The 15,509-nt window shown below is 70.3% G+C and carries 13 protein-coding genes; 7 read left to right on the forward strand and 6 right to left on the reverse strand.

What is annotated here, in order from left to right; all coding sequences use genetic code 11:
- The first annotated feature begins 144 nt into the window (after positions 1-144).
- The 7 genes from ACIA8G_RS12275 to ACIA8G_RS12305 all read left to right on the forward strand — a co-directional run bounded on the left by ACIA8G_RS12275 (position 145) and on the right by ACIA8G_RS12305 (position 8,965).
- Entirely contained in the window at positions 145-1,026 is an 882-nt protein-coding gene (locus ACIA8G_RS12275) for a hypothetical protein (protein ID WP_396418441.1), read from the forward strand.
- A gap of 173 nt (positions 1,027-1,199) precedes the next feature.
- Positions 1,200-2,789: a purple acid phosphatase family protein gene (locus tag ACIA8G_RS12280; protein WP_396418442.1), complete on the forward strand. Its 1,590-nt coding sequence runs from the start codon at positions 1,200-1,202 to the stop codon at positions 2,787-2,789.
- An 11-nt stretch (positions 2,790-2,800) separates the two neighbouring features.
- Positions 2,801-4,276, forward strand: coding sequence for a purple acid phosphatase family protein (locus ACIA8G_RS12285; protein WP_396418443.1), 1,476 nt, complete (start codon positions 2,801-2,803; stop codon positions 4,274-4,276).
- A gap of 72 nt (positions 4,277-4,348) precedes the next feature.
- Positions 4,349-5,224, forward strand: coding sequence for a prolipoprotein diacylglyceryl transferase (gene lgt, locus ACIA8G_RS12290; RefSeq protein WP_396418444.1), 876 nt, complete (start codon positions 4,349-4,351; stop codon positions 5,222-5,224).
- Between the two features lie 84 nt (positions 5,225-5,308).
- The gene (locus tag ACIA8G_RS12295) at positions 5,309-6,067 is read left to right on the forward strand and encodes an SDR family NAD(P)-dependent oxidoreductase (RefSeq protein WP_396418445.1); all 759 of its coding nucleotides are present in this window, start codon (positions 5,309-5,311) and stop codon (positions 6,065-6,067) included.
- On the forward strand, positions 6,064-6,825 hold the full coding sequence (locus ACIA8G_RS12300) for an SDR family NAD(P)-dependent oxidoreductase (protein WP_396418446.1): 762 nt from the start codon (positions 6,064-6,066) through the stop codon (positions 6,823-6,825). Before ACIA8G_RS12295 ends, ACIA8G_RS12300 begins: the two co-directional genes overlap by 4 nt.
- 19 nt (positions 6,826-6,844) lie before the next feature.
- Positions 6,845-8,965 carry an MMPL family transporter gene (locus tag ACIA8G_RS12305; RefSeq protein ID WP_396418447.1) on the forward strand — a complete coding sequence of 707 codons (2,121 nt, stop codon included), beginning with the start codon at positions 6,845-6,847 and terminating at the stop codon, positions 8,963-8,965.
- Here ACIA8G_RS12305 and ACIA8G_RS12310 read toward each other — a convergent pair.
- Genes ACIA8G_RS12310 through ACIA8G_RS12335 form a run of 6 tightly spaced genes read right to left on the reverse strand, consistent with a single transcriptional unit; the run spans position 8,913 to position 15,508 of the window.
- A complete protein-coding gene (locus tag ACIA8G_RS12310) occupies positions 8,913-9,809 on the reverse strand; it encodes a phosphatase PAP2 family protein (RefSeq protein WP_396418448.1) in 897 nt (298 codons plus the stop codon). The two genes, ACIA8G_RS12305 and ACIA8G_RS12310, sit on opposite strands and share 53 nt — an antisense overlap.
- Positions 9,806-10,378 (reverse strand): sterol desaturase family protein, encoded by a 573-nt coding sequence (locus ACIA8G_RS12315; protein WP_396418449.1) that lies wholly within the window; start codon positions 10,376-10,378, stop codon positions 9,806-9,808. The genes ACIA8G_RS12310 and ACIA8G_RS12315 overlap by 4 nt, the downstream gene beginning before the upstream one ends.
- A 58-nt stretch (positions 10,379-10,436) precedes the next feature.
- Positions 10,437-11,630, reverse strand: coding sequence for a beta-ketoacyl-[acyl-carrier-protein] synthase family protein (locus ACIA8G_RS12320; protein ID WP_396418450.1), 1,194 nt, complete (start codon positions 11,628-11,630; stop codon positions 10,437-10,439).
- Positions 11,627-13,390, reverse strand: a complete 1,764-nt coding sequence (locus ACIA8G_RS12325) for an SDR family oxidoreductase (protein ID WP_396418451.1) — start codon at positions 13,388-13,390, stop codon at positions 11,627-11,629. Before ACIA8G_RS12325 ends, ACIA8G_RS12320 begins: the two co-directional genes overlap by 4 nt.
- Positions 13,383-14,438: a MupA/Atu3671 family FMN-dependent luciferase-like monooxygenase gene (locus ACIA8G_RS12330; protein WP_396418452.1), complete on the reverse strand. Its 1,056-nt coding sequence runs from the start codon at positions 14,436-14,438 to the stop codon at positions 13,383-13,385. Before ACIA8G_RS12330 ends, ACIA8G_RS12325 begins: the two co-directional genes overlap by 8 nt.
- Entirely contained in the window at positions 14,429-15,508 is a 1,080-nt protein-coding gene (locus ACIA8G_RS12335) for a 3-oxoacyl-ACP synthase III family protein (protein WP_396418699.1), read from the reverse strand. The genes ACIA8G_RS12330 and ACIA8G_RS12335 overlap by 10 nt, the downstream gene beginning before the upstream one ends.
- Between the last annotated feature and the right edge of the window lies 1 nt (position 15,509).

Here is a 15,509-nt window from a genome sequence, read left to right on the forward strand (position 1 = left end):
GACACGGCGCCACTATGCCAGGTTCGAGTGACTTCCACGCGCCGGGAATGCGTCGCGATTACCGGCAACACACCCGTCGGCAAGCATTGCCGGGTGTGCACAGAAGCATTCCGGGGCTCCGTTCGACCTGAAAGGAACGATTCCTTGTCCCGTTTTCTGCTGCGCGGATGCGCGCTCGCACTCACTGCCGCACTCCTCGTCCCGACCACCGCGACGGCCGCGGCCACCCAGTGGCAGCGGGTCGGCAGCGGCATCACCGAGGGCGTCAGCGGCCTCGCCGTGCTGTCCGCGCGGGGTGACCGGCTCGAAGCGCTCTCGGTCGTCGACAACAAGAAGGCGGGCCAGGACCGCGCCCGCCGGATGGTGTTCCGCGCCGGCGAGGTCACCGCGGTGCGGACGCTGACCTGGGCGGGGGAGACGCCGGTCGACCTCGAGGCGGTCACCCGCGTGCCGGGCCGGTCCGACGAGTTCGTCGCGGTGGCCAGCGACAGCCGTGCCTTCCACCTGCGGGTGAAGGGTGACGTCGTGAGCGTGCTCGCGGCCTTCGACCTGCCGGGCGACAACACGGCCTACAACATGGAGAGCTTCGCGCTGCACGCCGCCGGATCACGGCTGGTCGCGGTGTGGGCGGACCGCGGCGCGGGGACCAGGGCCTCGACCCTGTTCTCGGCGTACTTCTCGGTGCGCGACCACGGGTTCGGCAAGGTCACGTCCGTCCAGTACCGCACTGCCGGCAACGACGAGTCCGTCCGGCACGCGTCGGACATCGCGATCACCGGGCAGGGCTCGCTGCTGATCTCCTCGGCGGTGGACCCCGGTGACGACGGCCCGTTCACGTCGTCGTTGCGCGAGGCCGGACGCCTGGTGCCGCGCCAGGACACCGTGAGCGTCGAGCTGAGCAAGACGCCGCGGCTGCTCGGCACGTTCGACGGCCACAAGATCGAGGCGGTCACCCTCACCGGCGGGCGTGACGTCCTGCTCGGCACCGACGACGAGAACGACGGCGGCTGGGTCGCCCTGGACTGACCACGAGCCGACCCGGCGGAGGCACGACCGCCGGGCCCGCGAAATCCCCATTCTGGACATGTCCGCCGAGAACGCATGCGGAAACACCGGAAGAATACCGGCAGTTCACGGATGAAAACCGCGCATCGCACTCGCCATTGACTTCGTAAAGAGTCTTTCCCTAGCGTCGGTGCATGCGTGAAAATCCTCCACCCAGAAAGGCGTCCGCGCACCCTCGCATCGCCGAGCGGTACGACGACGCCATGCGCGGCTACTCGCGCCGCAAGATCTTCCAGATCGGTACTTTCGGGAGTGTCGCGCTCGCCGGCGGTGTGCTGGCCCCCGGCGCCGTCGCGGCCCCTGCCGTGCTGCTGACCTCCGAGACGGTGGCGGGCTCCGCGTTGCGGCCGTTCGGCAGGCACCTCGCCTTCGGCGCGGATCCGTCGCGGCAGGTCGTGGTCTCGTGGCAGACACCGGCGAAGGTCACCGCGCCGTACCTGAGGATCGGCACGGTCGCGGGTGAGTTCGGTGAGGCCGTCCCCGCTGAGGTCCGCGCGCTGACCAGCGACCTGGCCTGGCAGACACCGGACCACACCTTCTCGCCGCACCTCGAGAAGGCCGTGACCCAGTACTACCTCCACGTCCGGCTCGGCGACCTCGTGCCCAACACGACCTACTACTACGTGGTCGGCCATCAGGGCTACGACCCGACGACCAGCGGACGGGTCGGTGAGATCGCCACGTTCCGCACGGCTCCCGCGGCGGGCAGTACGGCCGGGTTCTCCTTCACCGCGTTCGGTGACCAGGGCGTCGGCTACAACGCGCTCGCGACCAACAGCCTGATCGCGGACCTCGCGCCGCGGTTCCACGTCGCCATGGGCGACCTGAGCTACGCGCTCAACGGCGAGGGCGGCCACCCGGCGGAGGACCTGTACGACGCCCGGAAGTGGGACTCGTTCTTCCAGCAGAACGAGGTCATCGCGGCGGGCATCCCGTGGATGGTCGCACTCGGCAACCACGAGATGGAGGGCTGGTACGACAACCACGGCTACGGCGGCATGCGGGCGCGGTTCTCCATGCCCGACAACGCGTGGGACGGCTCGACCTGCATCTACTCGTGGCGCTACCAGAACGTCGGCCTGATCAGCCTGGACGGCAACGACATCTGCTTCAACAGTCCGTCCAACCTGGACTACACCGGCGGCAGGCAGCAGACGTGGCTCAAGGCCCAGCTCGCGAGGTTCCGCGCGGACCCCACGATCGACTTCATCGTCGCCTACTGCCACCAGTGCACCTACTCCACGTCCAGCTCCAACGGCGCCGAGCTCGGTGCTCAGCAGCGGTGGGCGCCGCTGTTCGACCAGTACCAGGTGGACCTGGTGCTCAACGGGCACAACCACGTCTACGAACGGACTGACCCGATCCGCGCGGGCAAGGCCACCCGCCGGGCGCCGGTGCGCAGCACCATCGATCCCGCCAAGGACGGCACCACCTACATCACCGCGGGCGGTGGCGGCGAGAGCATCAACAAATGGGTCGACCCCAAGATCGCCGACTCCTACCTCGGCAACGTCAGGGACGCCACCGCCACGATGCGGCTCGACCAGGAGAGCGGCGAGGAGGCGATGATCAAGGTCGACTGGTCGCGGGTGCGGTTCCGCGGCTACAGCCTCGTCGCCGTCGACGCCACACCGGCCGCGAACGGCAGCCCCGCGCAGCTGAAGATCCGCGCACTCACCGAGACGGGCACGCTCGTCGACGAGATCACGCTGCGGCGCAGCTGAGAGGAACACCGATGAACCAGCACTCGCGCCGGGCGTTGTTCACACTGGGCGGTGCCGCGCTCGCCACCGCGGCCGTCCTGCGTCCCTCAGCCGCCTCGGCAGCCCAGAACTCGACCCTCCGGCCGCTCGGCCGCCACCTCGCCTTCGGTGCCGACCCGTCTCGCCAGGTCGTGATCTCCTGGCAGGAACTGAGCCAGGTGAGCGGGCCGTACGTCCGCATCGCGACCAAGGGTGGCGAGTTCGGCCGTCCGATCGCCGCCGAGATGCGCAGGCTCGACAGCAAACTCGACTGGCAGAAACCAGAACACGACTTCCCGCCGCGCACGCCGGCCACGATGAGCCAGTACTACCTGCACGTCCGGCTCACCGACCTGACGCCGGGCACGACCTACCACTACGTCGTGGGACACCGGGACTACGACCCCACCACCAGCGGACGCCTCGGCGAGATCGCCACGTTCCGCACCGCGCCGGGCAGCCCGGGCGGGTTCTCGTTCACCGCGTTCGGCGACCACGGCGTCGGCTACAACGCCCGCAGGCTCAACAGCCTGATCGCCGATCAGGCTCCGGCTTTCCACCTGGCGCTGGGAAACCTGAGCTACGCCATCAAGAAGGGCGCTGCCAACAACGAAGGCGGGCACACGGGCACGGACGAGTTCGACGCCGCGCGGTGGAACTCGTACTTCGCGCAGAACGAGATCGTCGCCGCGGGAACGCCGTGGATGATCGCGCTCGGCAACCGCGAGATGGAGGACTGGTACTCCAGCACGGGCTACAGCGGCGTCAAGGCCCGGTTCACGATGCCGGACAACGCGGTCGCCACCGGCGTCTACTCGTGGCGCTACCAGAACGTCGGCCTGATCAGCCTGGACAGCAACGACATCTGCAACCGCAACAGCGCCAACCTGGACCACACCAAGGGAAAGCAACTCACCTGGTTGAACAGCAGGCTCAAGGCGTTGCGCGCCGACCCCACGATCGACTTCATCGTCGTCTACCTGCACCACGCCCCGTACTCCACCGCCGACGCGGGCGGTGCCGAGAGCGTCGCCCAGCAGAAGTGGGCGCCGGTGTTCGACAAGCACAAGGTGGACCTGGTTCTCAACGCCCACAACCGGTTGTACGAACGCACCGACCCGATCCGGGCGGGCAAGGGCACGAAGCAGGTGAGGCCGCGCGGCACCGCGGTCCCCTCCGCGGACGGCACGACGTACATCACGGCCGGTGGTGGCGGTGAAGCGCTCGACATGTTCTACAAGGACGCACCCGAGAGCTACCTCGACCACGAGAACACCGGTGGCTCGCCGACGATGAAGTGCTTCAAGAAGAACAGCGACAGTCACACCGACACCGAGGTCGCCTGGTCACGTGTGCGCTATCGCGGCTACAGCCTGGTCGCCGTCGACGTCACCCCGGGAACGATGACCGTACGGGCGCTCGCCGAGGACGGCACGCTGATCGACGAGATCACGCTGCGCCGCGCCTGAGGGATCGGTGGCCCCTCGGGTCCTGGGGGCCACCGCCTGACAGTCACGAAGATCCGTGGCTATGCTGACGTGATGGTTCTGGGGGATGAGCCGTCCTTGATTCTTGCCACGATTCCAAGCCCGGCCCAGGGTGTCTGGCACCTCGGGCCGTTACCACTGCGTGCTTACGCCATCTGCATCATCGCGGGCATCCTCGTCGCCGTGTGGCTCACCGAACGCCGGTGGGTGCGGCGTGGCGGCAGACCCGGTGCCGTCATGGACATCGCGACCTGGGCGGTCCCGTTCGGGATCGTCGGCGGCCGGGTGTACCACGTGATCACGTCCTGGCAGCCGTACTTCGGCCCGGACGGCGACCCGCTGCGCGCGTTGTACATCTGGGAAGGCGGCATGGGTGTCTGGGGTGCCATCGCCCTCGGCGCGCTCGGAGCGTGGATCGGCGCCAGACGTGCCGGGGTGAAGCTGCCGCCGATGGCCGATGCCGCGGCACCTGGAATCGCGCTGGCACAGGGGATCGGCCGCCTGGGCAACTGGTTCAACAACGAGGTGTACGGCGGCCCCACGGATCTGCCGTGGGCGTTGCGGATCTACGAGTGGGACCAGTCGGCCGGCCGCGCCGTCATCGGCCCGGACGGTATGCCGGTCGTGCTGGGGACTTTCCACCCCGCCTTCCTCTACGAGCTGTTGTGGAACTTCGGGGTGGCCGCCGTGGTGATCTGGGCGGACCGCCGGTTCGTGCTCGGCCACGGCCGCGCGTTCTGGCTGTACGTGGCGCTGTACACCGCGGGCCGGTTGTGGATCGAGGCGCTGCGGGTCGATCCGGCGAACCAGATCCTCGGTCTGCGCCTGAACATCTGGACGTCCCTGATCCTGGGGCTCGTGGCCGTGGTGCTCTTCGTGCTGTCGGCGCGGCGAAACCCCGGCCGTGAGGAGTCGTTGCTCAGGGAGTGAATTCCTTGCGGCACGGCATAAACAGCGTGGTGGAATACATCTGATCCACCTCGGAACGGGTGGCGCTCTCGCTAGAGTCGAGGCATGCCAACCGCTCTCGTCACGGGTGCCACGGCCGGTCTGGGACTCGAGTTCGCCTGTCAGCTGGCAGCCCGCGGGGACGCGGTCGTTCTCGTCGCCCGCACCGAGACGCGGCTGCGCGAGGTGGCCGCCGAACTCGAAGCAGCCTACGGCGTCACGGCCGAGGTGCTCGTCGCCGACCTGGCCGACCGGGCGGACGTCGAGCGGGTCGCCGCGCGGGCGAGGACCGTCGACACGCTGGTGAACAACGCCGGATTCGGTCTGCGCCAAAGCTTTCTGGACAACGACCTGGCGGCGGAGGAGGAGATGTTCGAGGTGATGTGCCGGGCCGTCCTCGCCCTCTGCCACGCCGCGGGCAGGGGCATGAAGGAGCGCGGCACGGGCCAGATCATCAACGTGTCCAGTGTGGCCGGCTGGCTGGCCTCCGGCACGTATTCGGCGGCGAAGTCCTGGGTCACCGTGTTCAGCGAGAGCCTCTCCGGCGAGTTCGCCGCGTCCGGCGTCTCCGTCACCGCGCTGTGCCCCGGTTTCGTCCGCACCGAGTTCCACCAGCGAGCCGGGATCGGCACCGGCGCGATCCCCGCCAGGGCGTGGCTCGATGCCCGGCGGGTGGTGCGCACCTGTCTGCGTGACGCGGCCAAGGGCAAGGTTCTCTCGGTTCCCGGGCCGATGTACAAGGCGATCGTGCTCGCCCTGCGTCTGGTACCGCGGCGGTTCCTGCGCCAGAGCGGTAGTGCCGTCGCGAAAGCCCGTCGCGCATGACCGCAGCGATGATCACCGGTGCCACCTCGGGCATCGGGCTGGAGTTCGCACATCAGCTCGGCGCGCGCGGCCATCACCTCGTGCTCGTCTCCAACGAGGACGATCGGCTCGCCGCGGTGTCGGCCGAGCTGGCCGCGAAGTACGGCGTCGAGGTCGAGACCGTCCTCGCCGACCTGTCCGTGCGCGCCGACGTCGAGCGCATCGCGGACCGTGCGCGTACCGTCGGCGTCTTGGTCAACAACGCCGGATTCGGACTCCAGCAGTGGTTTCTCGACAACGAGCGCGCCGCAGAAGAGGCACTCCTCGACGTGCTGTGCCGCGCGGTCCTGGTCGTGAGCCACGCCGCCGGACGCGCCATGCGGGACCGCGGCAGCGGCACGATCATCAACGTCGCCAGCGTCGCGGGCTGGGTCGCGGGAGGAACGTACTCGGCGGCGAAGTCGTGGGTCATCGCGTTCAGCGAGGGCCTGGCGGGCGAACTGGCCTCGTCCGGGGTCACCGTGACGGTGCTGTGCCCGGGACTGGTGCGCACCGAGTTCCACCAGCGCTCCGGGATCAGCGTCGACAAGGCGTCCGAGCGCCTGTGGCTCGACGCGCCGCGGGTCGTCCGAGACTGCCTCGCCGACGTCGGCAGGGGCAAGGTGATCTCGGTGCCGGGCCCGATCTACAAAGGACTGGCCTGGATCTCCAGGATCGCGCCGCGCCGGTTCGTGCGCAGCGGCGGAAAACTGACTTCACATCGCCCTCCACTGCGGTGAGGGCTGGGGGATTGACACGATGAGTGCACAGGACGGCCGGGCAGCGCGAGCCGTCGCGGCGGTGGGCAGGGCGAGCGTCCGGCACCGGTTCGCCGTGATCGGTGCGTGGCTGCTCGTGGTGCTGGCGCTGGTGATCGGCGCGAGAATGATCGGCACGCCGACGGACAACGACGTGAGCCTGCCGGGAACCGACGCGCAGCTCGTGCGGGACCTGACCGCGTCACCGGAAGCCCCGCTCACCTCGGGAACCGTGATCCTGGTGGCCCCCGGCGGCAGGCTCGACGACGGTGTGCTGGCAGCGACGGCGGCTTCCCTGCAACGGGCCGAGCACGTCACCACGGTGAAGCCACCGGCCACAAAGGACGGATCGCTGTCCGCGGACGGCCGCACCGGCTGGTTCACGGTCGGCCTGGACGTCCGCCGGGCAGAGCTCAAGAAGCCCATGGCACAGACCGTGATCGACGCCGCCGGGCCCGCCAGGGACGCTGGGCTGCGAGTGCTTCCCGGCGGCGGGTTCGCCCAGGTGATCGACGGGTCGGGCAGCACCGGCAACGAGTACTTCGGCCTGCTCCTCGCCGCCCTCGTGCTCTTCCTCGCGCTCGGCGGGATCGTCGGCGCGGCGCTGCCGCTGTTGTCGGCGGCGCTCTCGGTGTTCGCGACGCTGGAGATCGTGGGGCTCGCCGGGAACCTGACGTCGATGCCCGCCCAAGCCTCGACCCTGGCCCTCATGATCGGCCTCGGCGTCGGCATCGACTACTCGTTGTTCCTGCTCAGCCGGTTCCGCACGTTGTCCCGTGAGGGCCTGTCGGTGCCCGACGCGATCGAACGCGCGGCCGGCGACTCCGGCACGGCGGTGGTCGTGGCCGGGGTGACGGTCGCGGTGGCGCTCGCCGGGCTGAGCCTGACCGGGGTGCCGCTGCTGCAGACGCTGGCCTGGACGTGCGGAATCGCGGTCTTCTCCGCCGTGCTGGCCGCGCTCACCCTGTTGCCGGCGCTGACCTCGCTCGCCGGATCCCGGCTCGCCCGCGGCGGGAAGCTCTACAACCGGCTGGCGAGCCGCGCCGGTTCCGGTGGGTTCTGGGCGCGCCAGGCCGACCGCGTGACCCGGCGGCCGTGGCTGGCCGGCGGTTCCGCGGTCGTGCTGCTGGTCCTGCTCGCCGCGCCGGCGCTGGATCTGCGGCTCGGTCAGCTCGACGCCGGGTCTTCGCCGGAGGTCACCGCCGTCCGTCAGGCCAACGACGCCGTCTCCGCCGCGTTCGGTCCCGGCACGGGCACGCCGCTCACCGTGCTCGGGCAACTCTCGACGCCGGTCGCCAGCGCCCAGGATCCCCGCCTGGCCCCGCTCGTGGCGATGGTGCGAGCCCAGCCGGGCGTGGCCGCCGTCGGGCCGCCGACGCCGTCCGGTGACGGACGGGTCGTCACGGTTCAGGCGATCGCGTCGACTTCGGGCGGTGACCCGGCGACGGCGGACTTGGTGCACCGCCTGCGAAGTCAGTCCGTGCCGGGTATGACCGTGCACGTCGGCGGCAACACCGCGGCCAGGGTCGATCTTGCCGACCGGGTCACGGACAAGCTGCCGCTCGTCATCGGGGCCGTGCTGCTGCTGTCCGTTCTGGTGCTGCTGCTGTCTTTCCGGGCGCCGCTGCTGGCACTGAAGGCCGCCGTCATGGACTTCATCTCCATCGGTGCGGCCTACGGTGTCCTGACGGCGGTGTTCACCTGGGGCTGGGGCGTGACCTGGATCGGGCTGTCCGGTCCGGTGCCCATCCCGAGCTTCGTGCCGTTGATGCTCTTCGCCCTGCTGTTCGGCCTGTCGATGGACTACGAGGTCTTCCTGCTCAGCGACGTCCAGCGGCGCTGGCAGCTGACCGGGGACAACCTGCGCTCGGTGCGCGAGGGCCTGCTCGGCACCGGCCGGGTGATCAGCGCGGCGGCGGCGATCATGGTCGGCGTCTTCCTCGCGTTCGTGCCCAACAACGACCCGACGATCAAGATGTTCGGCGTCGGCCTGGCGGTCGCGATCGCCGTGGACGCGACCGTCGTGCGCTGCCTGCTCGTCCCGGCCACGATGGCGGTCCTCGGCGACCTCAACTGGTGGACGCCGGGCCGGAAGCGGGTGCGCGCCGGCGCAGCCGGGTGAGGTACACGACGGCGGCGAACACCAGACCGGCGATGGCCATGCCGGCGATCCCGTCGACGACGTAGTGGTGGTTCAGGTAGACCGACGCCAGCAGGACGAGGCCGAAGAACGACCACGCGAGCACGCGCAGCGAGCGGTACTGGGTCGCGAACAGCGCGGCGAGGAACGTCTGTCCAACGTGGAGGGACGGCAGCGCGCCGAAGACGCTGGAACTGGCCCGGTACTGCCCGGAGAACCAGTGGACGCCCAGCAGCTCGTCGAACCGCAGACCGCCCGCCGCGTCCGGGGGCGCGGTGAGCACGGCCGGTCCGGTGCCGTAGTCCATGACGTACCAGGGCGGCGCCGTCGGGTGCAGGAAGTGCAGCGTGTAGCCGATCAGGTGCAGCGCGAGCAGCGACCACATGACGACCTGCGCATCCGTGCGCTTCTCCCGGAAACGCCACCAGGCGGCCAGAAGCACGAACCCGTACATGAACCCGAGGTAGGTCAGGCCGCAGACGACGTCGAGCACCGGCGACGTGTGGCTCTGGAACCACTCGGGCGGCGTCACCTCGCCCTGCCCGGCCGGGATGCCGAACCAGGCCAGTTCCCAGTCGCGCGGACCGGTGACGTCGACCGTTCTCCCCGTGACGGCGGGGGAGAGCACGCGTTGCCGGTCGTAGACCAGGAGCTGGATCAGGAACGGGGAGGCGAAGAGCGCGAACGCCTGCCATCGGTGACAGGTGAGCACCACGACTGCCGCCACGGCCCCGAGGACGACCCGGAACAGCAAGGGGCCACTCGAGAACACCATGAAACCGAGGTACGCCACGCCCGCGACGCGGACGAAAGGGATCCAGCTCAACGGTCGGCGCCCGCGGGAACGTCCCGGATCCGGCGCACCAGCACGTAGTCCTCCGCGAACTCGTCGGCGATCTTCCCGCTCTCGCGGTCGATCAGCCACGGCATCGCGAGCCGCTCCGGCACCGCCAGCGGCATCGTGAACGGCACGTAGGTGCCGAAGACGCGGTCCCACACGGCTGACGTGACGCCGAAGTTCCTTCTGGGAGTGTGGAAGTGGTGCTGGACGTGCTGCAGCCGCAACCACCGCCCGTACGCCGTGCGCGGCGCCTTCAGGTGGATGATCCGGTGGATCGTCTCGTAGAGGACGTACCCGAGCCCGAGTCCGACCGGGAAGGCCGCGGCCTCGTAGTGCCCGGAGGCCAGCCGCAGGATCGCGATGAGGGTGCCGGTCACGAACGCGACCCCGAGGAGCTTGCGGGGCCAGCCGACCATGTGCAGCGGGTCGGCGTGGTGGAGCGCGTGCTCCTTGGCGAACGGGTTGCGGAGCTTGCGGGTGTGGAAGAGCTGCCCGTGCAGGAGCCATTCCAGGAAGGTCCACGTGATGCCGCCCGAGACGAAATACCCCAGCACTGTCGCTATTGCGGATATCGAAAAAGCCACGGTGATCCCCCAATTCCTGCGTGCCCGCTCACGTGCGCGCGAACACGACTGACGCGTTGAGCCCTCCGAATGCGAACGAGTTCGACATCACCACGCGGGATTTGTGTCCTCGCGCGATGTTCGGCACGCAGTCGAGGTCGCATTCCGTATCCGGTCCGTCGAAGTTGGCCGTGGGCGGAACCACGCCGTGTTCGAGGGTCAGGAGTGCGGCCACCGCCTCGATTCCCCCGGAGGCACCGAGAGCGTGGCCGGTGGTGCCTTTCGTCGACGAGAAGACCGGCACCGAGTCGCCGAAAACGGTTTTGAGCGCCGCGGTCTCGGCCGGGTCGTTGGCGGCCGTGCCCGTGCCGTGGGCGTTGATGTAGTCGACCTCCGCGGGGGAGATCCCGGCCGAGCGCAGCGCCGTCGTCACGGCCGCCGCCATCCCCGTGGCGGCGGGCCGGGTGAGGTGCCCGGCGTCCGCGCTCCAGCCGAAGCCGGACACCCTCGCCCTGGGCACGAACCCCCTGGCCCGCGCGTGCTCGGCGGACTCCAGCACGAGCATGCCGGAGCCCTCGGCGAGCACCAGACCGCTGCGGCCGGCGGCGAAGGGACGGCAGGTGTCGGACGTCAGCACCCCGAGGGACATCCATCCCCTCAGGGCGCCCTCGACCAGGCACGCCTCGGTGCCGCCGCACACGGCGACGTCGACGACGCCCGACTCGATGAGCTGGGCGGCGATCCCGATCGCGTGCGTCGCCGACGCGCAGGCACTGGCGACGGCGAAGGCGGGGCCGCGGAAGCCGAACGTCATGCTGATCCAGCTCGGCGCGGCGCTGGCCATCATCTTCGGCACGGTGAGCGGGGTCAGCTTCGTCTGGCGCTGCCGGTAGAGCAGCTCGTACTGCTCGTCCAGGGTCGCGAGGCCGGGAGCGCCACTGCCGACGATCACCGCGACCCGGTCCGGTTCGAACGAGCCCGCGTCCAGAGCGGCGTCCTCCAGCGCACCGCGCGCGGCCGCCACGGCCAGCAGCGCCGACCGGTCGACCAGCGCCGGGTTCGAGACAGCCGACTCGGTGATCCAGTCGGTCGTGCGGATCTCCGCGACCGGCACGGTCACCTGCGGGAAGGCCGACGGCGGCGCGAAGGCGGGCGACGGGTCGACCAGACCCTCCCAGAACTCCTTCAGGTTCGACCCCTGCCCGGTCAGGATCCCGAGCCCGCTGACGCAGACCTTCTTCATCGGCCGTCCTCCCGGATGCGCTGATCGAGCAGCTCGGCCATGGCCACCAGGGTGTTGTCCATCCCGGCCAGCACCTCGTCCAGCCCGAGCCGGACGGCGAACTCGCGTTCGATGACGAAGAGCATTTCGAGGGCGATGAGCGAGTCGATCTCCAACGACCCGAGCGCCTTGCCCGGATCGACCTCCTGCGGCGCGCACGACAGCATCCGGGCGAGGTGCTCGCGGACGACCTCGACGATGAACCCGACGCGGTCCGCCTGGTCGCCCAGCCGTTCCAGCGACAGGCCCTGCGGTTCGGTCGCGACGAGCGCTTCGAGCACGGGCCGCGCACCGGCCAGCAGGTCAGCCGACTCGTCCCAGGCCGCGACCGTGAGGTTGGGCTCGTCCTGGGCAAGCGCCATGCCGACGGTCGAGAGCACCTGGTCGACGGTCAGCCGCCGCAGCCCGAGCCGCTCCCACACGTCGTGCAGCTGCGACCCCTCCCGCGTGGCACCGAAGCCGACCTCGCCGATGGGACCCCACGCGATGCTGACGGCCCGGACCCGACCCCGGTGCAGGCGCCGGGCCACTCCGTCGAGCACCGCGTTCGCCGCCGCGTACCCGGCCTGCCCCGGTGACCCGAGCGTGGCGGCCGCCGACGAGAACAGCACCATCGCCTCGGCACCGAGGTCCTCGGCGAGTTGGCTCAGCAGCAATGCGCCACTGGCCTTGGCTCCGAGCAGGACCTCGATCTGCTCGTCGGTGGCGGTCTTCAGCGAGGTCACGCAGGACTGGCCGTCGAGCCGCCAATTCGAGGCGAGATGGAATACCCCGCCGAGAGGGTCGCCGCGCAGACGGTCGGTGAGTGCGTGCACGGCCGTCGGGTCGCCGACGTCCAGGACCTCGTACTTCGCCGCGCAGCCCAGGCTCTCGAGCAGCCGGAGGTTGCGCTCGCGGTCGGCGTCCAGCGGGCTGCGGCCGAGGATCAGCAGGCGTTTCGCGCCGCGGCGGGCCAGCCAGCGGGCGACCTCGAAGCTCAGCCCCGTCGCGCCGCCGCTGACCACGTGCAGCCGTTCCGGCGACAGGCCTTGGCCGCTGGCGGTCGGTGGCAGCGTCGAGGCACGGAGGCGGGCCACGAGTGGGCCGTCGTCGCGCAGCAGCACCTCGTCCTCGCCGGAGTCGGAGAGGAGGTGGTCCGCCAGCATGCGGCCCGCGGTGGCCGGGTCGTCGACGTCCAGATCGACGAGGCCGCCCCAGCTCTCGAAGCTCTCGGCGGCGTGGCAGCGGCCCAGTGCCCAGGCGAAGTCGTGTTCCGGCCGGGTCACCTCGTGGGTGCCGGGGCCGTGCAGCCCGGTCCGCGTGACGATCCACAGCTTGGCTCCCGGCTGGGAAGCGACCTGCTGGCACAGGCGGACGGCCGCGTGGGCCCAGTCCCAGTTCGTGGCGCCGGACCCGGTCATCGGCACGGTCTCGTCGAGGAACAACACGTACCGCGCGCCGGCTTCTTGCCGCACGCGGGGGCCTTCCGTGCTTGGCAAGCGCACGAAAGCTCCCCGCGTGCCCTCGCGCGAGACAGTGGCGCCGACGTCCTCAGTCGCGAGGTCCGCCCGCCGGACGCCCGCGCCCTCGTCGCCCAGCACCACAGCCAGAGCGTCGGCGGCCCGGCTCGGCCCCCACGACAGCAGGACCCACTCCGTGCCCACCGCCGCACCCGGCCAGGGTTCGAACTCGGTCTTCTCCCAGTGCAGGCCGAGGATGCGCGTCTGGTCGTCGTCAGTCATCGAGAGCTCCCTGGGACTCGTTCAGCTCGGCGAGGAACGGCAGCTGCCGGCGGACCTGCTCGCCGCGCAACCCGAAGTCCACGAGGCACGCGACCTCGTCGACGCCGAGCTCGCGCACGGTCTTGAGCGTCGCCCGCGCGTCGTCGACGGTGCCGATGAGCGAGCGGCCGTCGAGTGCGCGCTGGAAGTGCAGCCGGGTGAACTCCTCGACGTGCCGGGCGCTCATCCTGTCGACGTCGACACCGCGCTTCCTGGCGGTGGCGAGGCCGCGGGCCAGCGGCGTGATGGACTTGAGGTAGTCGCGGTACGGGGCGCGGACGAGCTCGACCACCTCGTCCCGGTCGGCGCCGAGGTAGGTGTGCAGCATCAGCGCGACGCGGCCGTCCGCCGGATCACGACCGGCCGCCGCGAACTCGGCGCGGTAGGCCGCGATGTTCTCCTCGAGCTTCTGCAGGTTGCCGTCGAGCACGTGGGTGACCACGCCTTCCCCACGCCGACCGGCACTGCGGAAGGTCTCGATGCTCTGCGAGGCGGCGATCCACACCGTGAGCTCCGGCTGCACCGGACGCGGCAACGCGCGCACCCGGATGACCTCGTTGGTGCCTGAAAGGGCCTCGTGCAGGCCGCCGCGCCACAGCGCCTGCACCTCGTCGATCAACTCGAAGAGCACGGCGTGGCGCCGCTCGTAGCGATCGGGGTAGAAGGCGAAGTCGGCAGGCGACCAGCCGGAGGCGAACCCGGCCTCCAGCCGGCCGTCGCACAGGTTGTCCAGGACGGCCAGGTCCTCGGCCATCCGCAGCGGATCGTGCAGCGGCGCGACCAGGCTGCCGGTGCGCAAGGTCAGCCGTTGCGTGCGTGCGGCGACGGCGGCCAGCAGCGGCACCGGGTTCGGGAACGGGGAGCCGAAGGTGGAGAAGTGCCGTTCCGGCAGCCAGAGGCCGGCGAACCCGGCGCGGTCCGCGAACTCGGCGAGCTCCAGGACGGTCCGGTACTGGTCGGCGGCACGGGGTTCCAGCGCGCCGGCGAAGAACATCAGGCTCAGTCGCATGGCTCGCCCTCCACGTAGGAGAAGCCGCCGAACATGAACTTGGTCGCCTCCGCGCCGAGCACGCCGAGCACCTGTCCCGGTTGCAGCAGATGCTGTGAGCGCACGCTGTGCAGGCCGATCCAGGTCGAGGCGGAGCCGGTGTTGCCGTAGTCGGCGGCGCAGTTGTGGAACTTCTTCTCCGGGATGCCGAGGACGGGGGAGAGCACCTCGCCCATGCGGCCGTTCGCCTGGTGGGTCAGGTACCTCGCGACCTCGGGCTCGTCGAGGCCCACCGACTTGAGCGCCGCGAACCCCGCGTGGAACAGGTCGAGCCCCTCGGCCCGCGCCAGGTTGTAGTCGTTGACGAAGAAGTTCGTCCCCGGCTGGTCGGTGGCGTGCGCGGGCCGGGAGGAACCACCAGTGATGAGGCTGAAGGCGGAGGGTTTCCCCAGGCCCAGCGTGCCGAAGTAGACGTTGGACAGGTGAGCGCCGCCGTCCTCGGCGTACCGCGACAGCACGACCGCGCCCGCCCCGTCGCCCATCTGCGCCGCGTTCACGAGCTGGCCGCGATCCTTGCGGGCCTCGTCGACGTCGAACAGCACGGAGCCCGTCTCGCTGCCGACGATGCACACGCGGTCGGCGGCCTTGGAGGTCAGCATCGAGCTGGCGATCATCAACGCGTTGGCGAAGCCAGTGCACGCCTGCCGCAGCTCCAGGTAGTGCCCGGCGTAGCCGAGGTGGTCGGCGACCCACGAGACGTTCGGAGGCAGCAGCGTGTGCGGCGTGGTCGTGTGCCCGATGAGAAGGTCGACGTCGTCGATCGTGAGCCCGGCCTGGTCCACAGCGTCACGCACGGCTCGCGCGGACAGTTCCGGGTTCGTGTCGCCAGCTCGGGGCAGCTCACGGGTCGCGAGGCGATCGCGGGACAGAAAGCGCTGGTAGACGCCGAGCTGGTCGGCGATCTTCCCGACGAACCGGGAGCGGTGCGCGCCGGCGCCCAGTGCCATGAACCGCACCATGTCCTCGTTCGACACCGGCGGTCCCGGCAAGGCCGTGCCGGTGCCCAGCACCCCGAGCGGGGCCGAGAGCATC

This window comes from Lentzea sp. NPDC051213, assembly GCF_044455585.1.
Lineage (GTDB): Bacteria > Actinomycetota > Actinomycetes > Mycobacteriales > Pseudonocardiaceae > Lentzea.